This window comes from Bradyrhizobium sp. AZCC 1577 (assembly GCF_036924575.1).
Taxonomy (GTDB): Bacteria; Pseudomonadota; Alphaproteobacteria; order Rhizobiales; family Xanthobacteraceae; genus Bradyrhizobium.
This window is the reverse complement of record NZ_JAZHRQ010000001.1, coordinates 4,478,318-4,498,912: the sequence shown is the minus strand read 5'-3', so window position 1 is coordinate 4,498,912 and position 20,595 is coordinate 4,478,318. Positions and strand designations below refer to the sequence as shown.

General features: G+C 61.9%; 18 protein-coding genes and 2 pseudogenes. 10 read left to right on the top strand and 10 right to left on the bottom strand.

Annotation, left to right across the window (positions count from 1 at the left end; translation table 11 throughout):
• Positions 1-70: 70 nt before the first annotated feature.
• Both V1278_RS21265 and eno read right to left on the bottom strand, forming a co-directional pair.
• Positions 71-1,207, bottom strand: a complete 1,137-nt coding sequence (locus tag V1278_RS21265; RefSeq protein ID WP_334382106.1) for a zinc-binding dehydrogenase — start codon at positions 1,205-1,207, stop codon at positions 71-73.
• Positions 1,208-1,253: 46 nt separating this feature from the next.
• The gene (gene eno / locus V1278_RS21260) at positions 1,254-2,537 is read right to left on the bottom strand and encodes a phosphopyruvate hydratase (protein WP_334382105.1); all 1,284 of its coding nucleotides are present in this window, start codon (positions 2,535-2,537) and stop codon (positions 1,254-1,256) included.
• Positions 2,538-2,713: 176 nt separating this feature from the next.
• Here eno and V1278_RS21255 point away from each other — a divergent pair, with 176 nt between their 5' ends.
• The 7 genes and pseudogenes from V1278_RS21255 to V1278_RS21225 all read left to right on the top strand — a co-directional run bounded on the left by V1278_RS21255 (position 2,714) and on the right by V1278_RS21225 (position 8,306).
• Positions 2,714-3,700 carry a Vgb family protein gene (locus tag V1278_RS21255; RefSeq protein WP_334382104.1) on the top strand — a complete coding sequence of 329 codons (987 nt, stop codon included), beginning with the start codon at positions 2,714-2,716 and terminating at the stop codon, positions 3,698-3,700.
• Complete coding sequence (locus tag V1278_RS21250) at positions 3,697-4,068, top strand: c-type cytochrome (RefSeq protein ID WP_334382103.1); 372 nt, start codon at positions 3,697-3,699, stop codon at positions 4,066-4,068. Before V1278_RS21255 ends, V1278_RS21250 begins: the two co-directional genes overlap by 4 nt.
• Before the next feature lie 56 nt (positions 4,069-4,124).
• Positions 4,125-4,589, top strand: a complete 465-nt coding sequence (gene queF, locus V1278_RS21245) for a preQ(1) synthase (RefSeq protein WP_334382102.1) — start codon at positions 4,125-4,127, stop codon at positions 4,587-4,589.
• Between the two features lie 240 nt (positions 4,590-4,829).
• Positions 4,830-5,711: an FkbM family methyltransferase gene (locus V1278_RS21240; protein ID WP_334382101.1), complete on the top strand. Its 882-nt coding sequence runs from the start codon at positions 4,830-4,832 to the stop codon at positions 5,709-5,711.
• 47 nt (positions 5,712-5,758) lie between these two features.
• Positions 5,759-5,977 (top strand): annotated as a pseudogene (locus V1278_RS21235) (preQ(1) synthase); the annotation flags it as partial.
• Between the two features lie 162 nt (positions 5,978-6,139).
• Positions 6,140-7,726 (top strand): tetratricopeptide repeat protein, encoded by a 1,587-nt coding sequence (locus V1278_RS21230; RefSeq protein ID WP_334362882.1) that lies wholly within the window; start codon positions 6,140-6,142, stop codon positions 7,724-7,726.
• A gap of 19 nt (positions 7,727-7,745) precedes the next feature.
• The gene (locus tag V1278_RS21225) at positions 7,746-8,306 is read left to right on the top strand and encodes a hypothetical protein (RefSeq protein ID WP_334382100.1); all 561 of its coding nucleotides are present in this window, start codon (positions 7,746-7,748) and stop codon (positions 8,304-8,306) included.
• Positions 8,307-8,333: 27 nt separating this feature from the next.
• On the opposite strand, the pseudogene V1278_RS37005 reads toward V1278_RS21225, so the two are convergent.
• The 7 genes and pseudogenes from V1278_RS37005 to secG all read right to left on the bottom strand — a co-directional run bounded on the left by V1278_RS37005 (position 8,334) and on the right by secG (position 16,280).
• Positions 8,334-9,285 (bottom strand): annotated as a pseudogene (locus tag V1278_RS37005) (ABC transporter substrate-binding protein).
• A gap of 134 nt (positions 9,286-9,419) precedes the next feature.
• Positions 9,420-11,186, bottom strand: coding sequence for an adenylate/guanylate cyclase domain-containing protein (locus V1278_RS21210; RefSeq protein ID WP_334382098.1), 1,767 nt, complete (start codon positions 11,184-11,186; stop codon positions 9,420-9,422).
• A gap of 255 nt (positions 11,187-11,441) precedes the next feature.
• Positions 11,442-12,617, bottom strand: a complete 1,176-nt coding sequence (locus V1278_RS21205; protein WP_334384226.1) for an MFS transporter — start codon at positions 12,615-12,617, stop codon at positions 11,442-11,444.
• A 14-nt stretch (positions 12,618-12,631) separates the two neighbouring features.
• Positions 12,632-13,498 (bottom strand): 3-deoxy-8-phosphooctulonate synthase, encoded by an 867-nt coding sequence (gene kdsA / locus V1278_RS21200; RefSeq protein ID WP_442893750.1) that lies wholly within the window; start codon positions 13,496-13,498, stop codon positions 12,632-12,634.
• Between the two features lie 78 nt (positions 13,499-13,576).
• Positions 13,577-13,903, bottom strand: coding sequence for an NIPSNAP family protein (locus V1278_RS21195; RefSeq protein ID WP_334362888.1), 327 nt, complete (start codon positions 13,901-13,903; stop codon positions 13,577-13,579).
• Between the two features lie 200 nt (positions 13,904-14,103).
• A complete protein-coding gene (locus V1278_RS21190) occupies positions 14,104-15,735 on the bottom strand; it encodes a CTP synthase (protein ID WP_065747222.1) in 1,632 nt (543 codons plus the stop codon).
• Positions 15,736-15,902: 167 nt separating this feature from the next.
• A complete protein-coding gene (gene secG, locus V1278_RS21185; RefSeq protein WP_334382096.1) occupies positions 15,903-16,280 on the bottom strand; it encodes a preprotein translocase subunit SecG in 378 nt (125 codons plus the stop codon).
• A 226-nt stretch (positions 16,281-16,506) separates the two neighbouring features.
• On the opposite strand from secG, the gene V1278_RS21180 reads away from it, so the two are divergent.
• Positions 16,507-17,073, top strand: a complete 567-nt coding sequence (locus V1278_RS21180; protein ID WP_334382095.1) for a helix-turn-helix domain-containing protein — start codon at positions 16,507-16,509, stop codon at positions 17,071-17,073.
• 2 nt (positions 17,074-17,075) lie between these two features.
• Positions 17,076-17,609, top strand: coding sequence for a GNAT family N-acetyltransferase (locus V1278_RS21175; RefSeq protein WP_334382094.1), 534 nt, complete (start codon positions 17,076-17,078; stop codon positions 17,607-17,609).
• A 61-nt stretch (positions 17,610-17,670) separates the two neighbouring features.
• On the opposite strand, the gene tpiA is transcribed toward V1278_RS21175, so the two are convergent.
• The gene (gene tpiA, locus V1278_RS21170; protein WP_334362892.1) at positions 17,671-18,423 is read right to left on the bottom strand and encodes a triose-phosphate isomerase; all 753 of its coding nucleotides are present in this window, start codon (positions 18,421-18,423) and stop codon (positions 17,671-17,673) included.
• A 253-nt stretch (positions 18,424-18,676) separates the two neighbouring features.
• Between tpiA and V1278_RS21165 the strand changes: the two genes are divergently transcribed.
• Positions 18,677-20,578 carry a peptidylprolyl isomerase gene (locus tag V1278_RS21165; RefSeq protein ID WP_334362893.1) on the top strand — a complete coding sequence of 634 codons (1,902 nt, stop codon included), beginning with the start codon at positions 18,677-18,679 and terminating at the stop codon, positions 20,576-20,578.
• The last annotated feature ends 17 nt before the right edge of the window (positions 20,579-20,595 follow it).

Genomic DNA, 20,595 nt, shown 5'->3' with positions numbered 1-20,595 from the left:
TTACGGCTCCTCGGCATGCAAAAACAGGCCGCCTGAAAGGCAGCCTGTTCGCGGCGATAGAAGCGCGCGCTCACCCCTTGTTCGGGTTGATCAGGAATTTCTCGCCGGTGGAGCGCTTGTTGTAGATGGCGATGTTGGAAAGCTGCAGCGTCTCCTGCAGCGACACTACCTGCGTGTAGTGGCTGGCAAAGGTGGTCTTGAGCTCGGACGCGACACGCTGGCGCAGCCGGCCGATTTCGGCGGGGCCGATCTTTTGCAGGAACGGCGTCAAGAGCCAGCCGCCGACGCCCCAGGTCAGGCCGAATGTACGGCTGAGCTCGGTCGGACGGTTGTCGAGGCTGCCGTAGATATAGACCTGCTTGTACACGTTCGAGCCGTAGCGGCTGTATTCCTTGGCGGTCTTGTTGGCCGCGATTTCCATGCAAGTCAGAATCTGGCTTGCCAGCTTGCCGCCGCCGATCGCATCGAACGCAATGGTGGCGCCGGTTTCCACCAAGGCGTTGGTCAGGTCGTCCATGAACGTGTCTGCGGTGGAATCGACGACATATTTGGCGCCGATCGTGTGCAGGATGTCGGCCTGCTCCTTGCTGCGGACGATATTGACGAGGCCGATGCCGTCCTTGATGCAGATCTTGTTGAGCATCTGCCCGAGATTGGAGGCAGCCGCGGTGTGCACCAGCGCCTTGTGGTTCTCGCGCCGCATCGTCTCGGTCATCCCGAGCGCGGTCAAGGGATTGACGAACCATGATGCGCCGTCGGCCGGCGTTGTGCCTGACGGCAGCTCCATGACGTCCCTGACCTTGATGGTGCGATACTGCGTGTACATCGCGCCGCCGATCATCGAAACCGCCTTGCCCATCAGCGCTTTCGCGGCGTCCGAAGATCCGGTCCTGATCACCACGCCGGCACCTTCATTGCCGACGGGGAGCGACTGGTCGAGCCGCGCCGCCATCATCCGCATCGCCGATTCCGGCATCTTCGCGGTGATGACAGGCGCGTCCGCGCTGCCGGATTCCTTGGCGGTCGACATGTCGGCCGGACCGATCAAGAGCCCGAGATCGGAGGGATTGATCGGGGTCGCCTCGACACGGACCACGACTTCGTCGTCGGCCGGCTCGGGCGTCGGGACATCGACCAGCGACAATTCGAGTTCGCCGCTCTTCTTGAGCAGCGAACGCAGTTGAAGCCCGCTCTTGCCGTCGCTCATCGCCATCCTCCCCCTGGTGTCCGTCCTATCTGGTTGCGCCGATGCGTTATGCCAAGGCCTTCAGCGCCGATTTGCCGGCATATTTTGCCTGCTTGCCGAGTTGCTGCTCGATGCGCAGGAGCTGGTTGTACTTGGCGGTGCGATCGGAGCGCGCCAATGATCCGGTTTTGATCTGGCCGCAATTGGTGGCGACCGCGAGATCGGCGATGGTGGAATCTTCCGTCTCGCCGGAACGGTGCGACATCACGGAAGTGTAGCCGTATTTGTGCGCCAGCTCGACGGCGGCGAGCGTCTCCGTTAGTGTGCCGATCTGGTTGACCTTGATCAGGATCGAATTGGCGCGGCCGTTCTTGATGCCGTCGGCAAGGCGGGTGACGTTGGTGACGAACAGGTCGTCGCCGACGAGCTGGCACTTCTTGCCGATCAGGTCGGTCAATTCCTTCCAGCCGTCCATGTCATCCTCTGACATGCCGTCCTCGATCGTGACGATCGGATAACGCGAGACGAGATCGGCGAGATATTTTGCCTGCTCGGAACGCGAGCGGGTCTTGTTCTCGCCGCCGTAGACGTAACTGCCGTCCTTGAAGAACTCGGTGGCCGCGCAGTCGAGGCCGAGCATCACATCGCTGCCCGCCTTGTAGCCGGCCTTGCCGATCGCGCTCACCACGAACTCGAGGGCTGCGTCCGCTGACGGCAGGTTCGGCGCAAAGCCGCCCTCGTCGCCGACATTGGTGTTATGGCCGGCCTTCTTCAGTTCGCTACGCAGCGTGTGGAAGATTTCCGAACCGCAGCGCAGTGCCTCGGCGAAGCTCGCGGCGCCCACGGGAAGGATCATGAATTCCTGGAAATCGATCGGGTTGTCGGCGTGCGCGCCGCCATTGATGATGTTCATCATCGGCACCGGCAGCGTCCGCGCCGAGGTGCCGCCGACGTAACGATAGAGCGGCATGTCGAAGGATTCGGCCGCTGCCTTGGCGCAGGCCAGCGAGACGCCGAGGATGGCATTGGCGCCGAGCCGGCTCTTGTTCGGCGTGCCGTCGAGATCGATCATGATCTGATCGATGTGGACCTGGTCCTCGACGGCCTGATCGCTCAGCGCCTCGAAGATTTCGCCGTTAACGGCTTCCACCGCCTTTTGCACGCCCTTGCCGAGATAGCGCTGCTTGTCGCCGTCTCGCAGTTCGACCGCCTCATGGGCTCCGGTGGACGCACCGGAGGGAACAGCCGCGCGGCCGATCGAGCCGTCTTCCAGCACCACATCGACTTCAACGGTGGGATTGCCACGGCTATCGAGAATTTCACGGCCAATGATGTCGACGATGGCGGTCATGTCTGCACTTTCCTAAAGTGGTGGGTGGCGATTTCGGGGGCGTCTTACACGGCGCGCAAGCAAATGTGAACGCTTTGGCTAAGGCCTTTTCCGGACGACACCGCCTGGTCAGGATAAACTGCTCCAGAGTTGATATCGGCGTCCAAACCTTCACGTTCACAAGCAGGGGTAACGCAATGAACCGCCGTCAGTTTCTTAAAAGCACCACTGCTGGAATTTTCGCTGCCCCCGCCCTTCTGCGCGCGGCTGCCGCGCAGGAAGGCCCGTTCCGGGTCAAATATTATCCGATCGACGCCGGCGTCGGCCTGCACGACGTCACGCCCGCGCGCGATGGCGCGATCTGGTTCACCGGTCAGCGCAATGGAACGTTGGGGCGATTAGACCCACGGGACGGCGCCTTCAAATTAATCAATCTCGGCAAGGGCGCATCGCCGCATGGCGTCGTGATCGGCCCCGACGGCGCGCCGTGGGTGACCGAAGGCGGACAGAACGCGATCGCGCGCGTCGACCCCAGTGACCACAAGGTGACGCTGTTCCGCCTGCCCGAAAAGGAGGCCTACGCCAACCTCAACACCGGCGTGTTCGACAAGAGCGGCATCTACTGGTTCACCGGCCAGTCCGGCATCTATGGCCGGCTGGATCCGAAATCTGGCGAAATGACCGTGTTCAAGGCGCCGCGCGGCGTCGGTCCTTACGGGATCACGGTCACCCCGAAGGGCGAGATCTGGTACGCCTCGCTCGCCGGCAATCACATTGCAAAGATCGATCTGGCGAGCGGCCAGGCGACCATCGTCGAACCGTCAACGCCAAAGCAGGGCGCGCGGCGGGTGTGGTCGGACTCCAAGAGCCGGATCTGGGTCAGCGAATGGAACAGCGGCCAAGTGTCGGTGCACGATCCCGCCGACGGCTCCTGGAAGGCTTGGAAGCTGCCCGGGAGCAATCCGCGGGCGTATGCCGTCTATGTCGACGACAAGGACAAGGTCTGGCTCACCGATTTCGGCGCCAATGCCATCGTGCGCTTCGATCCCGTAACGGAAAAATTCAACGCCTTCCCGAGCGACAAATCGGGTGCGAATGTGCGCCAGCTCGACGGCCGGCCCGGCGAGACCTGGGGCGCTGAATCCGGCAATGGCCGGGTGGTCGTGATACAGACGGCCGCGTGAGGCGCTTCGTCGTCCTGTCGCTGTTATCCCTTCTCCTGCCCGCTCCCGCCACCGCGGAAGACGGCGCGCGGGCGTTCGCGCCCTGCCGCGCCTGCCATAGCCTCGATCCCGCGGAGCGCGGCCTGCCCGGTCCCAACCTGTCGGGTGTGATCGGACGCCCTGTCGGCAGCGACGCCGGATTCGACTATTCGCCGGTGCTGCGCCAGGCGCGCAACGATGGATTGCGCTGGGACGTGAAGCGGCTGGAAGCCTTCCTCGCCGATCCCGCCGCAATGTTTCCGGGATTGTGGATGTCGATGCGCGGGATCGAGGACGCCGCCGAACGGCAGGCGCTGGTGCGGTTTCTTGGCGACCCAGCCTCGCGCTGACGGTTGACGATCACCCCTGCAGCGTTCATGTCAGCGCTCGCAACAGGACGATCATGATGGCCAAGAAATCATTGCCCACATCATTGCAGCTCGGCCGCGCCGTGGAATGGCCTGATAGCCCGGAAAAGGCGCAGCTCGACCGCGTGCCCAATCCGCAAGCCGGCACCAATTATCTGGTTCGCTTCACCGCACCGGAGTTCACTTCGATCTGCCCGGTGACGGGTCAGCCGGATTTCGCGCATCTTGTGATCGACTATGTGCCGGGACAATGGCTGCTGGAATCCAAATCGCTAAAACTCTATGTCGCGAGCTTTCGCAATCACGGCGCCTTCCATGAGGACTGCACGGTCATGATCGGCAAACGGATCGCGGCCGAGATCAAGCCGAGATGGCTGCGCATTGGCGGCTACTGGTATCCGCGCGGCGGCATCCCAATCGACGTGTTCTGGCAGACGGGCAAGCTGCCCAAGGATGTGTGGGTGCCCGATCAGGGCGTCGCGCCCTATCGCGGGCGGGGGTAGGCACGCCAAGCGTCCGGGCATGGCTTGAACGCCTTCCGCTGCGCGCGCGGAATTTTCAGAAGACGCTTCTAGTGAGGCTCAATTGAGAAATAAACGGCCGCGACAATGATGATTGCATACATCGCAGGCGCAGAAAATTCACGGCTGAGAAAAAACTCTCGAACGATTGACGCCACAGATTAGTCAACTGCCAGCCACAGATCGTCCGCATGTTCGCGACATCACGTTCGCGAGGCCGCCATGATTGCTCGGAAGACCGCCCGCTTCCTCCTGAAATATGCATCGAGCGATCCGCTCAGGCTTGCCGATATCGTACAGCGCCGCGCGATCGAGCAGTTCAGAACGCCGCCGACGGGCCTCGCGACCACGCGCTTCAATGGCGTGCATTACGAGATCGACATGTCATTGCATCGGCTGATGAAGAAGTACTTTTTCCATACCCACGAAATGTTTCTCGAACGCATCTTCAAGCGCTACCTGGCTCCTGGCAATATCTTCGTCGATATCGGCGCCAATTGCGGCTACTGGTCGGCCTATAGCTTGTCGCTCGTGGGCCAGAGCGGCGAGGTGCACGCCTTCGAGCCGGTGCCGCAATATTTCACCTTTGTCCGACGGCTCGCGGAGCTCAATCCCGGTTATCGGATCGTCGCCAATCAGGTTGCCTGCGGCGCGCGGCTTGGCGCCCTCACGATGGCCGTCGTCGCGCCACGCGTGGAGAATTTCGACAATTACGATATCAACATCGGGTCGAGTTCACTTGCTACCGGCTTCCTCGCACACGCCAGCGAGCTCACGGAAAATATGACCGTTGAGGTTATCGCCCTCGATAGTTATGTACGCGAGTGGAAAATCGATCTCGATCGCGTCAGCCTTATCAAGATCGACGTCGAAGGTTTCGAGGCTGAGGTCTTCGACGGCATGCAAGGCGTGCTGGCAAAGAGCGGTCGCAAAGTGCCGATCCTGTGCGAAGTCCTCACCGATCTGAATCGCCCCGAGCCGCTGGACGGCAGACGTATCATTGAACGCCTTGAGGATTGTGGCTACCGCTGCCTCGATGCCACGAATTTGCGACCGATCGATCGTAATGCGCTTGGTTTTGAAGAGAACATTCTCTGCCTCTGACACTCAACTATCTTTCATCAAATTTGCATCAATCCGAATTTGGCTGCGTCGCGAGCTTTCGCAATCACGGCGCCTTCCACGAGGATTGCACGGTTATGATCGGCAAGCGGATCACGGCCGAGATCAAGCCGAAATGGCTTCGCATCGGCGGCTACTGGTATCCGCGCGGCGGCATCCCGATCGACGTGTTCTGGCAGACGGGCAAACTGCCGAAGGACGTGTGGGTGCCCGACCAGGGCGTCGCGCCCTATCGCGGGCGCGGCTAAGCGCCAACCAGAAGGTGGATGCGCAGCTGACCTCCGAGAACGTTTGAGCTCAAGGGGCCGAAAGGTCAGTTGCGCTGCCACGATCCACATATCCATTCAAGCGCAGGCGCAAAAGTCGTATAGTGCATCTATTCTCTATTCTTTTTCAAAGGGAGGAAGGCCATGCGGAAGTCTCTCCTCGGGTTTACGGTCGCAGCTCTCACCCTATCGACATCCCAGCCATCTTTCGCGCAACAAGATGTCGATCAGCAGCTCGGCCAAGTGCACTTTAAAATCTCTTGCAATGAAGTGGCGCAGCGACGCTTCGATCGCGCGATGCGCTATCAGCACTCCTTTTGGTACGTCAACGCCAAAGAGATCTTTGACGAAGTGATCGAGGCCGACCCCAAATGTGCCATGGCATATTGGGGCATCGCGCTCACGCTGATGGATAACCCGCACAACGCAATCCCGCGGCCGAATCTCGCGCCCGGCCTTGCCGCCATCACCAAGGCCAAGGAAATCGGGGCCAACACCGAGCGCGAACGCGACTACATCGATGCGCTTATGGTGATGTACGCGGATTACGACAAAGTGCCTCATGCCCAGCGCATGCGCGCCTTCCGGGATGCCCAGGCGAAACTCGCAGCGAAATACCCAGACGACGACGAGGCTCAGATCGCCTATGCGATCACGCTCAACACGTCGGCGGACATGAACGACAAGACTTACACACAGCAGAGCAAGGGCGCCTCAATTCTCGAGCCGATCTCCGTTCGGCTGCCGCAGCATCCGGGAGTGACGCACTACCTGATCCATCTCTACGATTATCCGGCGACCGCGCACAAAGGTCTCGATGCCGCCAACCGCTACGCCAAGATCGCGCCGGCCGCGCCGCACGCCCAGCACATGCCGTCGCACATTTACACCCGCGTCGGCTACTGGAAGGAATCGATTGCATCCAACATCGCGTCCGTACAGGCAGCCAAGGCCGAGAAGTCGGTCGGCAACTATCTGCACGCCCAGGATTACATGGTTTACGCACACCTTCAACTTGCCCAAGACCAGCAGGCGCGCGTTGTCATGGACGACATGGCAAGAGAGACCAACTTCAAGGCCACGGTCGCGGCAGCCGACTACGCGCTGGCGGCTTCACCGGCCCGTTATGCGATCGAGCGCGGTGACTGGGAAGCCGCCTCACAACTAACTGTCAGGCCGAGCGGCTCACACTTCGCGACGGCGACCTCGCACTTCGCCCGCGCTCTCGGCGCCGCCCGCTCTGGCAAGCCTGAGGCTGCCAAGGCCGACGTCGAAAAACTTGCTGAATTGCGCGACAAGTTGCGCGACGCCAAGGATATCTATTGGCCGGAAATCGTCGACATTCAGCGTCAGGTCGCGGTTGCCTGGGTGCTTCACGCGGAGGGCAAATACGATGAGGCGCTTAAGGCCATGAGCGCTGCAGCGGACGCCGAGGACAAGACCGAGAAGCACGCGATCACGCCGGGCCCGCTGGCACCGGCGCGCGAGCTCTACGGCTTCATGCTGCTCGATCGCGGCATGGCCAAGGAGGCGCTTGCGGCGTTCGAGGCCACCAAGGCCAAGGAGCCGAACCGTCTCCAAGGCTATGCAGGCGCCGCCAAGGCCGCCGACACGCTCGGTGACAAGGCCGCGGCACGAGACAACTATCAGCAACTCGTGACGCTGACGGCGAATGCCGACACGGAACGGCCGGAAGTCGCGGCGGCGAAGAAACATCTCGCCAGCAACTAGTCCAACCAACGGTGGTGCGATGAGGCGGGTAGGTCGTGTCGCCATTATAGCAGCGTCGCTGGGAGTTGTGCTGGCGGCGCTGCTGGCATGGTCTGGTCTGCCACAGAACGCGGCCGCAACTGCGACCGCGCCGGTATGGACCGAGATGGCCTGGCCCTTCCCAAGCGATCCCTTCGGGAAGGGAAAGGCGTTCCGCTGTAAGGCGGCGGATTGCGGCGCCGAGGTGAACATCTATCTGCGTGCCAAGATCGGCTTTTGCAATTGCACGACCGGGATAGCCGATGACGACGATGTGGACCGTATGGGAGATCTTGTGCTCGTCGGCGACGTCTCGCCGCTCGGCACCAGCCGTCCAATCAGAATTGCGTGGATGGAAGGTCGCAGCCGCGCTTACACGCTGAACACTCGCAATCCGCTTGGCAAGACGGCGATCTCGGTCGTTTTCAGGGAACGCTGCGACATGATCGCCGCGACTGCCGTGCTCGGCCACGACCGGCCAGCAGCTATCGAGCCGAGCGTGATCGAATTTCTCAATGGTAGCACTGTGATGCGCTGGGCCGAGATCACGCTGGGCCTCTGATCTGACCTCGCAGTGGGAACGGATCTCTCACTCAATCACCTCATCAGCACCGCTGACGAATGAAGGCGAGAACTCCCGCCCCAATAGCTTCGCCGCCTTCATGTTGATGATGAACTCCACCTTGGTGACAAGCTGTACCGGAAGGTCGGAGGGCTTCTCGCCTTTCAGGATCCGCCCGGCATACATGCCCGCGCGTCGATGCGATTGCGCAAAGTCTCCCCCATAGCTCATCAAGCCGCCTGCCATGGGGAAGTCCCGGGACTGAGTAATTGCCGGCACGCGATATTTCATTGCGAGTTCGGCCAACTGTCTGCTGCGGAATGCCAAAATAGGGGTCCGATGTAAAGACGAGCCCGCCCGCTTCCTCGGCCGCGCCAGAGAAAATCGGTTCGAATTCCTTCTCGGTACTTGCGTTCACCACCTGCAGAAGGATCCCCAAGGTTTCGGCGGCCGAACGCAGCTTCCGCAATTGTGAATTGGCGGTTGGGCTCGTAGGATTGGCGACCACCGTCAGTTTTGCCGCGACTGGCAGCACTTCATGCATCAGCTCAAGCCGTTTCGGCGACACGTCGACGCTCAGGCTCGAAACCCCCGTGATATTGCCGCCCGGCCGCGACAGGCTGTCCACGACACCCAACTGAACGGGGTCGCCACCCATCTCAAAGACGATTGCATTGTTGGAGGCAGCAGCTTTCACAGCGAGTGCCACCTGCGCGCCGCCGGGCGCGACGACAATGTCGACATTGCGCGCAACGAGGTTGGCAGCCAGGGCAGGCAATCGGGTGTACTGCCCTTGGGCCCACTGATAGTCGATGGCGACATTGCGGCCTTCGACAAAGCCAGCTTCACGAAGTCCTTCATGGAAAGCTTTCAGCCGGCTGGCAAACAGCTCGGGAGATTCCGCGCAGAGATAGCCGATGACCGGCATCGTTGCCTTCTGCGCATGTAGCGGGGTCGTCCAAGCGGCGGCGCCCGCCATCAACGCAAGCAAGTCTCGTCGCCTGACGCATCTGCCGGACGTCATTGCGTTGAACTTGGCGCTCGTCATGCTTTCACCGATTGGCCGTGTTTCGGACGCCGCCCCCAGCATATCCCGTGAAGTTGACCTAGTCCCTAACGGATTACGCCAGACCCCTGCGGCTTGATGTCGGCCACGGTGTCGAAGGAAATTCCGAATACCGGAATAGCTTCGTCAAATCCCTTGATTTGGCGGTCGCCAAGTCGCTCCAGGGGACGCTTGCCCCTAACGCGTTCGGCGACTTCAGCGTCTATCAGGATTTCCCGGTCTGCCGCCGATGCGCATAGACGTGCCGCCAGGTTAACCACACTGCCGATGGCGGTGTAATCGAACCGGTCCGCGTATCCGATCCGTCCAACGGTCGCTGCCCCGCTGGCAAGACCGATCCCGAAGCCAACCTGGTAGCCTCGGGATCGCCAGCCGGCGATGAGCCCTTGCACGCTCTTCTGCATCTCTACGGCCAGATCGACAGCCCTTAGTGCCGGTTCTTCAACGGGCACGGGAGCGTTCACGAGAACCATAAGGCCGTCTCCCGAGAAACTGATGAGTGTCGCCGCAAATTGCGTAATGGCTTTGCCAAGGACCTCATAGTACTCCGACAGCACGTTCATGACTTCCTCTGGTGCAAGTGCTGCGGAAAATGCGGTGAAGCCTCGCAAGTCGCAAAATATGACGACGACTTCAGCGCGGCGCCCGTCCAATACACTGTCGTCGCCCGCTCGATCGACGAGGTCGGCCACCTGCGGTGCGAGGAATCGCTTGAGCTTCGCTATCCGCTCCTGGTGCTCCTGCCCCAGCGCCAACTCGGCAGCCATCTTGTTAAAACTGTTTGCAAGACGCTGAAACTCGTCGCCGGTCTCGATGGAAATGCGGTGGTCGAAAGACCCGGCCCCGATCCTCTCAGTCCCTTCCTCGAGAACCCTTATTGGTTCGGTCATCCGGTGCGCCAGTGCGTAGGCAAGCAACGCGGCAAATATCGTACCCGCGGCGAGAAGCGTCGCGGTCCGCCATAAGGCTGCATAGATGGGCGCGTAGGCTTCAGACAGCGGCTGTTCGACTATTACTGTCCAATCGGGGCCCGCAACGGGAGCAGCGACGGCGGCAATCTCACGGCCTTCCGCATCTCGGCTCGTCGCAAAGCCTGCCCCCGCCGGGCCGATTGCGTCGCGTATGATACGGAACGGCTTGGAGGTCGCTTCCTCCGCCCCACGGAGGACAAGACTGATGTCGGGATGCGCAATGAGCCGACCCGGTCGGTCCAGGACGAAGGCAAAGCCACTCTTTCCCACCTTTATCGCTGAAATCACATCCCAGATCAGCTTGAGATTGACTTCCGCGACAACCGCGCCGACCGATGGGCGGTTGCCAACCACCGCAACCGTCAGGTGCGGTTCAGAGCCTCGATGGTAGCTTACATCGCTGAACCAGACTTGTGCCGAGCGGGCGCCAACTACCGCAGGATCAGCGGATCGGTCCGCGCGGCTTTCAATTCGATTGAGCCCGATCCGTGAGACATAGAGGCGTTCGAGGCCCTTGTGATCGATGAGCGCCAGATCGACGATGGCAGGAGCTTGCCGAAGCAAGCGCAACGCCTCGGTCCGCCGACGTTCGTCTGGCTCGTCGCTCCAGGGAACCTGGACAAACCAGCCGAGCTGGTTTGTGATGCCGAAGATGAAGTCATGGATTTCGGCCGCGGCAGACGTTGCTTGAACGCCGAGCAACTGATCAAGCCTCGCTCGCTGGTCGCGATAGCCAAACCAGGCTTCGATAATACCGTTAACCGCGAGCGGAATCGCGACGGCCATAAACAGCACGAGCAAGTACTTCTGGAAAAGGCCGCGAAAACGTTCTCGGACAATCATCGCTGGTACCAATACAAAAGAAAGTCAAAAACTGCATTGCTTCGGCGGTCCACCGGCAATCTTTATCACAGACTCCCAAGCATACAGCCGCTCCGAAGGATATGGCGGCGAGCGAGTCCCGTTTTCTTACATTTTAAGGTCGTCCCGAGGTCGAAATCCCGGCCCTGCGTCGACATCCGGACCGGTTACGACAAGAAGACTATGTCACGGCGGTCTATCTTATCGAGCGCATCGTCGGATTGTTTTAGACCGGCGCTACTTCGCCGCCGCATCCGCCGGCCGCGTCTGGCGCAGCAGTTTGGCACAGACAAAGCCTAGCGCGATCATCACGGCCGCCGCCGCGAGCAAGGCTGGGACCTTCCCGGCATGCTGGATGCCGAAACCGTAAGCGATCGGGCCGACGGTCTGCCCCATGAAGAAAAAGAACGCGTGCAACGACAGTGCAGTCGCGCGCGCCTCCGCCGACAATTCGCTGGCAAATACCTGCAGACTGCCGTGGATCATGTAGAAACCCCAGCCCATGAAGATCAGGCTGAGCGTTTGCAACTTCCATTCCGGACCCATCGCCACTGCTATGAGCTGGACACCGACCAGCGTGCCTCCTCCGATCATCATCCCGTTGACACCGATCTTCGGCAGAAGCCGCGACACTGTCATGGTGTAGAACAGGCCACCGACCGCAAAGCCCGCGATAACGATGCCCGCGATCGACAGCGAGGTTTGTCCGAGGTCGAACAAGAAAGAGGCAATGAACGGAAACAAGCCGAGCACGCAGCAGCCTTCGATAAAGACGGCCGCGTAGCAGATGCGCGCGTTCGGGTTGGTGAAAATCGTGCGATAGCCCTGTTTGAGGGCTGACAGGCTGGTCCGGGGCGGATGTGTCAGCGCCGCGCCGCGGAATCCGATCGCAACCACGATCGAGGCCAGCACGACGATCCCACCGAGCACAGCCAGCACGCCGCGCCAGCCGAGGAAATCGCCGATCAGGCCGGACACCGTAGCGCCCAGAAGATTGCCGGTCATGGCGCCAGCCAGCGTACGCCCGATCGCGACCTGACGCTTCTCGGCACCAACGAGATCGCTGGTCAGCCCCAGCGCGATCGGAAACACGCCGCCCGAACCGATGCCGGCCAGAATTCGGCTCGCAAACAATAGCGGGAACGAGGTCGCCATCGCGCCGAGAATGTTGGCGAAGCCGAGCAATGCCAGGCAGACGATCATCAGCCTCGCCTTGCCGAAAATGTCGGCAAAGGCGCCAAGCACCGGCTGGATCACGGCAAAGGTGAAGGCGAAGGCGGCGGCGAAACTCGCGGCTGTGGCGATGCTGACCGAAAAATCCTCGGCCACATGCGGCAACACCGGATCGAGCGCGCGGGCAGACAGGGCTGCCGAAAAGGTCGCGAGCGCAATGATGTTGAGCGCCGGCGGCATGGCGCTGGCGGCGGTCACGACGGGGCGTTCTTCGCCAGCGCGTCAAAACCCATCAGCGTCTTCACCAAGGATTCGAACTCGCGCAGCGGCACCATGTTGGGTCCATCCGACGGCGCGCGGTCCGGATCAGGATGGGTCTCGATGAACACACCGGCGACGCCGACGGCGACCGCGGCGCGCGCCAGCACCGGAACGAATTCGCGCTGGCCGCCAGACGAGGTGCCCTTCCCGCCCGGTTGCTGCACCGAATGGGTGGCGTCGAAAATGACGGGCGCACCCGTCGTCTGCGCCATGATCGGCAGTGCACGCATGTCGGAGACCAGCGTGTTGTAGCCGAACGACGCGCCGCGTTCGGTAACCAGCACGTTCGGATTGCCGCCGCCGGTGATCTTGGTGACGACGTTGGTCATCTCCCACGGCGCGAGGAACTGGCCTTTCTTGACGTTGACGACCTTGCCGGTCGCGGCCGCCGCAAGCAGCAGATCGGTCTGCCGGCACAGGAAGGCCGGGATCTGCAGCACATCGACTGCCTCTGCCGCCTCGGCGCATTGGGCGGTCTCGTGCACGTCGGTCAGCACGGGTAAACCGAGCGAGGAGCGTATCTCGGCGAAGATCGGCAAGGCCTGCGCCAAGCCAATTCCGCGCGCGGCCGAGCCCGACGTTCGATTGGCCTTATCGAAGGAGGTCTTGTAGACGAGGCCGATGCCGAGCCGGCCTGCGATCTCCTTCAGCGCAGTCGCCACTTCGAGGGCGTGCGCACGGCTTTCGAGCTGGCATGGTCCGGCAATGATCGAAATCGGCAGATCATTGCCGAATCTGACCGGACCGACCGAGACGACCGGGGCTGCGTTGGGTTTCGCGTTCAAGGGATTTTCCTTCATAACTGGCGCGGACCATGCCGGTCCGCGCTTTCAGGATCAACCCCGTTTAACCCCCGAATATAAGGGTTGCGCCCGCGACTATTTTACCGCGGAGAACGCCGTCGGCACCAAGAGCTGGCTGACGATGTTGTCGATGATCTGGCCGTCCTCCTCGCTTCTAGCGCGGCCGGCGATCCAGTCGGGATCAGACTGGAATGCGGTCCACTTCTTCTCGCGTTCGGCGAGCGAGTCCCAGGCGATGAAATAGGTCAGTTCCTGATTGGAGGTGCCGATCAGCGTGGTGTAGAAGCCGGCCTGCTTGATGCCGTGCTTGTCCCACAGCTTCAGCGTCAGCGTATCAAAACGCTTCATCAGCGCCGGCAGGCGGCCCGGCAGACAGCGATAGACGCGCATTTCCATGATCATCGGTGGCACTCCCTGAATTATTGTTCTTGCAGTTTGCGGACGAAGTTTGTCGCAACAATTGACGCGTTCGTCAAAGGCATGGGCATAGCCGTAGGGTGGGCAAAGCGCAGCGTGCCCACCATTCACGGGGGATTATTGCGGATAGATGGTGGGCACGGCGCAATTGCGCCTTTGCCAACCCTACGATTCCGCAAGCAGGTCTAGACCAGCCGGCTCTGCACCACCGCGGCCTGAATGAACGACGCAAACAGGGGATGCGGCTCGAACGGCCGCGACTTCAGCTCGGGGTGGAATTGCACGCCGATGAACCAGGGATGGTCCTCGTATTCGACGATCTCCGGCAGCACGCCGTCGGGCGAAAGGCCTGAGAAGCGCAGGCCGTGCTGTTCGAGGCGGTCCTTGTACGCGGTGTTGACCTCGTAGCGGTGGCGGTGGCGCTCGGAAATCTCGGTGGCGCCTCCATAGACGGCCGAGACGCGGCTGCCGCGCTTGAGCGTCGCGGGGTAGGCGCCGAGCCGCATGGTGCCGCCGAGATCGCCGGACTGCGAGCGCTTCTCCAACTCGTTGCCACGCAGCCATTCCGTCATCAGTCCGACCAGCGGCTCCTTGGTCGGGCCGAACTCGGTGGAGTTGGCTTCCTCGATGCCGACGAGATTGCGGGCGGCTTCGATCACCGCCATCTGCATGCCGAAGCAGATGCCGAAATACGGAACGTCGCGAACACGAGCGAACTGCGCCGCGCGGATCTTGCCCTCGGCACCGCGCTGGCCGAAGCCGCCGGGCACCAGAATGCCGTTGACATGTTCGAGAAACGGCGCGGGATCTTCGTTCTCGAACACCTCGCTCTCGATCCAGTCGAGATTGACCTTCACCTTGTTGGCGATGCCGCCATGGGAGAGCGCCTCGATCAGCGATTTGTAAGCGTCCTTCATGCCGGTGTACTTGCCGACAATGGCAATCGTCACGGCGCCTTCCGGGTTACGGACGCGCTCGTTGATGACGTTCCAGCTTTGCAGCGCCGGCGGAATTTTTGGCGTGATGCCGAAGGCGGCCAGCACCTCGTCGTCGAGACCTGCGGCGTGATAGGCCTCAGGGACGGCATAGATGTTGTCGACGTCCCTCGCCTCGATGACGGCGCTTTCGCGCACGTTACAGAACAGGCCGAGCTTGCGTCGCTCTTCCTTCGGGATTTCACGGTCGGTGCGGCACAACAGGATATCGGGCTGGATGCCGATCGAGCGCAGCTCCTTCACGGAGTGCTGCGTCGGTTTTGTCTTCAGCTCGCCGGCGCTCGGAATGTAGGGCAGCAACGTCAAATGAATGTAGACGGCGTGATCGCGCGGCAGCTCGTTCTTGAGCTGACGGATCGCCTCGAAGAACGGCAAGCCCTCGATGTCGCCGACGGTCCCGCCGATCTCGACCAGCACGAAGTCGTACTCATCATTGCCGGAGAGAACGAATTCCTTGATCGCGTTGGTGACGTGCGGGACGACTTGAATCGTCGCGCCGAGATAATCGCCGCGGCGTTCCTTGGTGATGATGTCCTGGTAAATGCGCCCGGTGGTGATGTTGTCGGCCTTGGTCGCCGGACGCCCGGTGAAGCGCTCGTAGTGGCCGAGATCGAGATCGGTCTCGGCGCCGTCATCGGTCACGAACACTTCGCCGTGCTGATACGGCGACATCGTTCCGGGATCGAGGTTGAGATAGGGGTCGAGTTTGCGGAGACGGACCTTGTACCCGCGAGCCTGCAGCAGGGCACCGAGTGCCGCCGAAGCCAGACCCTTTCCGAGCGAAGAAACCACGCCGCCGGTGATGAATATGTACCGCGCCATGGGATTCTACCTTTAAGGCCACAGCCCCGATTCTCCAAAACGAATCGCATGCACGGGCAAACATTTTGCCGGGCTGTGGGTGACGTGAATTTTAAAGCGATTTCAGAGCATTGATGGGAAGTTCTGATGCAGGACGGTAGAGGGCCGCCCTGCATGGCCACCCTGCTTTATTGCGAACGCGGCGCCTGCGGACCCGACTGGCCCTGCTGCTCATCCACCTTCTTAAGCGTATCGAGCACGCCGCCGGAGGTCGGCGGAGCGACCGGCGTCGCGCCACCCGGCTGGGACTGCGTCGTCGGTGTACCGAGGATCGACGCGGGCTTGCGATCAACGCCCGCGAGCCAGGCCAGCGTCATGCTGGTCACGAAGAAAAGGCCCGCCAGGACTGCCGTGGTGCGAGTCAGCAGGTTGGCGGTGCCACGACTCGACATGAAGCCGGCGCCGCCGCCCATGCCGAGGCCGCCGCCTTCGGATTTCTGCAGCAGCACCGCGCCGATCAGCACGGCGACGATCATGAGGTGAACGACGATAATGACGGTCTGCATCTCAAAACCTTCCGTCACAAGCGAAGAGCGCCGGGCTTCGGCTGCACCAAGAGCTTGCGGGTTTTCCTGAAGTTGCGCGGTGTTACACGATCGGACGGGGCATTGTCACCCCCAACCGCCGCCGTGGAGATAATTGCCGCAGGCGCCACGGCAAGGCTGCCCACGGCTCCGCCCGATGATCGCATCCGGCACTTGAGATCGCGACAATTTCTCTTATAATAGACAAATGGATACTTTAGTAGACGATCTCAGCGCCCGGCTCGCCCACCGCCTGCGGCTCGAACGCGACAGCCGCGGCTGGTCGCTGGCAGATCTTGCCGAACGCTCCGGCGTATCAAAAGCCACCATCAGCAAGATCGAGCGCGCCGAAGTCAGCCCGACCGCAGTGGTGCTGGTTCGGCTCGCCAGCGCCTTCGATCTCACCCTCGCCGGCCTGATGCTGCGCGCCGAAGGCCAGGGAGGGCGTCTTTCGCGCGCCGCCGAGCAACCGGTGTGGCGCGATCCCGAGACCGGCTATTTGCGCCGGCAGGTGTTCAACCGGCCCGATCACCCCATCGAGGTCGTCAAGGTCGAGATGCCGCCGAAGCAGCGCGTGACGCTGCCCGCGTCGTCCTACGCCCACATCCGCCAGGTCCTCTGGGTGTTGTCGGGCGCGCTCGTGCTCATCGATGGCGGTGAACGCCACGAACTCGGGCCCGGCGACTGCCTCGGATTCGGTCCGCCGGCGGAAGTGACGTTCGCCAACGAAACGACATCTCCTTGCGTCTATGTCGTAGCGCTAGCCCGGAGCTGAGGATGTCGCCGATCAGGATCGAAGCGCTGACGTCCTCGCCCGTCGTCTGGACCGCGTTGAGCGAAATGCTGGTGGAGACCGTCGCGCATGGTGGCTCGGTCAGCTTCATGCACCCTCTGCCCTTGGCGGCAGCAGAAGCGTTCTGGCGCGACTCGCTTGCATCTGCCGGCCGCGGCGAGCGCATCGTGCTCGGCGCGTTTGATGGCGATGACCTGATCGGCACTGTTACGCTGCTGCTCAATCTGCCGCCGAACCAGCCGCATCGCGCCGAGATCGCAAAGATGATGACGCGTGTCAGTCACCGCCACCGCGGGATCGCCACAGCGCTGCTGCGCGAGGCCGAGCGGTTGGCGATCGCGCGCGGGCGCTGGTTGCTGGTGCTCGACACCGCCGAGGACGAAGGCGCGGCCGGACTATATGAGCGGATGGGATTCAAGCTAACCGGGGTCATTCCGGACTACGCGCTCAAACCCTATGGCGGGCTGACGGGCACGCTGATCTACTGGAAGCGGTTGCAGGAAGGCGTGCCCGCCTGAGACTTTTTGAATAGACGCATTTTCTTGACGCGAACCGGTCCCCACTTCGCTTGAAAACGCTCTAACACGCCTCCGCAATCGCCAGAAAGTCCACAGCTTTCAGGCTGGCGCCACCAACCAATGCGCCGTTCACATCGGCGACCGCCATCAGTTCCGCTGCATTGGAAGGTTTGACCGATCCGCCATAGAGAATCCGGATCTTGCTGCCTTCGGCCTCAAATCGGCTGATGAGAACATCGCGGATAAAGCGATGAACTTGTTCGACATCTTTTGGTGTCGGCGTCAGACCGGTGCCTATCGCCCAGACCGGCTCATAGGCCACCACCAGATTGGCTGATGTCGCGCCGTCCGGCAGCGAACCGGCGAGTTGCCCGCCGCAGACATCCAGCGTCTGGCCGGCATCGCGTTGCTTCTGGGTCTCGCCGATGCAGACGATCGCCACCAGGCCCGCCCGCCATGCTGCTTCAGCCTTCTGCCGCACCAACGCGTCGGTCTCGCCATGATCGGCACGCCGCTCCGAATGCCCGACGATGATGGCACTGGCGCCGGCATCCGCCAGCATCTCCGCCGAGAGATCGCCGGTATGGGCGCCCGAGGCCTTGGCGTGGCAATCCTGCGCCCCGACGGCGAGTTTTGAACCGAGCGCCCTGTCGGCAAAGCTGCCGATCAGGGTGGCCGGAGGGCAGACCAGCAGGTCGGCCTTGCCGGCCAACGCACCTGCACCGGCGATCATGGCTTCGAATTCACCCAAGGAAGATTTCAGGCCGTTCATTTTCCAGTTGCCGGCGATCAGCGGCCGGATGGCATCGGTCATGTCGATTGTCCCGCAAATGTCAGCGTTCTAGATGCGCTAGCAGAGCCACGCCGCCAGTTCCAGATACCGGTCGGGCGATCCCCGGGCCATTAACCGCTTCAAATAGCTCGCATGGGCGAGGTTGCGAGGGGGGCGCGGCCACTTTATGATGCGTTTTCAACTCGGTGACGCCTTGTTGCGGAATTCGGTCCCGGATCGAATTCCCTTGGGCACGACCCGGTTCCCCCCTCTCCTTTAAAAACAAGTTGGACCCATGCTTCGAGGAATTCGGAAAGCCTCATCAAACTGGCTCGGCAAGGTTGTCATGGCCGTCGTGATGGGCGTTTTGATTGTCAGTTTCGCAGTTTGGGGTATTGCCGACATCTTCAAGGGATTTGGCCAGTCGTCGCTCGCCACGATTGGCAAGACCGAGATTTCGACGGAGCAATTCCGCCAGATCTACACGGAAAGGCTGCAGCAGCTCGGCCGCAGTTTCGGCCGTCCGCTGACCCCTGAACAGGCCCGCGCCTTCGGGCTCGATCGGCAGGTGCTGCAACAGACCATCGCCGAAGCCGCGCTGGATGAGGAAGCCCGGCGCATGGGGCTTGCCCAATCGCAGGACGAAGCCATGCGGCAGATCTACAGCGATCCGAATTTTGCGGGATTGGGCGGCAAATTCGATCCCGCTCGCTTCCAGGCCACGATCCGGCAGTTCGGCTATACCGAGCAACGTTATCTGGCGGAACGCCGGCGGGTCGGGCTGCGGCGCCAGATCGTCGGCGCCGTCTCGGCCGGGGCTGAGCCGCCGAAGGTCCTGATCGAGGCGCTCGCCCGCTTCCAGAACGAGCAGCGCTCGATGGAATACGTCAAGCTCGACTCGGCGCAGGCCGGCACGATCGATCCGCCTTCGCCCGAAGCGCTGGCAGCCTATTTCGAGGAACGCAAAACCCAATTCCGCGCACCCGAGTATCGCAAACTGTCCTTTGTCATGATCAGCCCCGAAGAGATCGGCAAGTGGACCGAGGTCTCCGACGAGGATGCGAAGAAGGCCTTCGAGCAGCGCCGCGACCAGCTCGGGACGCCGGAAAAGCGCGAAGTGTCGCAGATGTTTTTTCCGAACGAAGGCGAAGCGCAGGCCGCGCGCAGCCGCATCACGTCCGGAACATCGTTCGACGAGGTCGCCAAGGAGCGCAACCTCAATCTGGCCGACGTCGATCTCGGCATGATCGCAAAGAACGCGATCATCGATCCGGCTATTGCGGATACCGCGTTCTCGCTGCAGTCAGGCGAAGTCAGCCAGCCGGTGCAGGGCCGGTTCGGCGTGGCGCTGGTCAAGGTCGGCAAGATCGAGCCGGGTGTGACGCCGACCTATGAAAGCGTCGCTGCGCAGGTGAAGAAGGAAATCGCGACCGAACGCGCACGCGCCAAGGTCAACGAAATCCAGAACAAGATGGAAGACGAACGCAGCGGCGGCGCCAATGTGGTCGAGGCTTCGCAGAAGCTCGGCCTCACCCCCGTCACGATCGAGGCCGTCGATCGCTCCGGCCGCACGCCCGACGGCCAGCCGGTGGCGAATGTTCCGCGCGGCCTCGACGTGGTTTCGCAGGCCTTCAACAGCGATGTCGGCGTCGACAACGAACCGATCCAGTTTGCCGGCGGCTATGTCTGGTACGACGTGCTCGGCATTACGCCCTCGCGCGAGCGGTCACTCGACGAGGTGCGGAGCCAGGTCGAGGCAAAATGGCGCGAAGACCAGATTTCGAGCAAGTTGCGCGCGAAGGCAACCGAGATGGTGCAAAAGGTCGAGCAAGGCGGCACGCTCGCCGCCGAAGCGGCTGCGGCCGGGGTAAAGGTCGAGACTGCCACCGGTTTCCGCCGCGACGCCTCGCTTTCAGGCGTGCCCTCCGCCGCCATCACGGCCGCATTCCGGACGCCCAAGGACGGCGTCACGCAGACGCCGGGCACCGGTGGCAGCGAGTGGATCGTGTTGCGCGTGACCGACGTGACGGTGCCGCCGGTCGACATGGCCTCCGATGAGCTGAAGAAGTTGAAGGAGACGTTGCAGCGCGGCCTGACCGACGAACAGATCGCGCAGTACGTGACCAAGATCGAATCCCAGATTGGCACCTCCATCAACGCGGCCGCCTTCGCGCAGGTGACGGGCGCGAACAATTGAGCATAATAACTCACCTC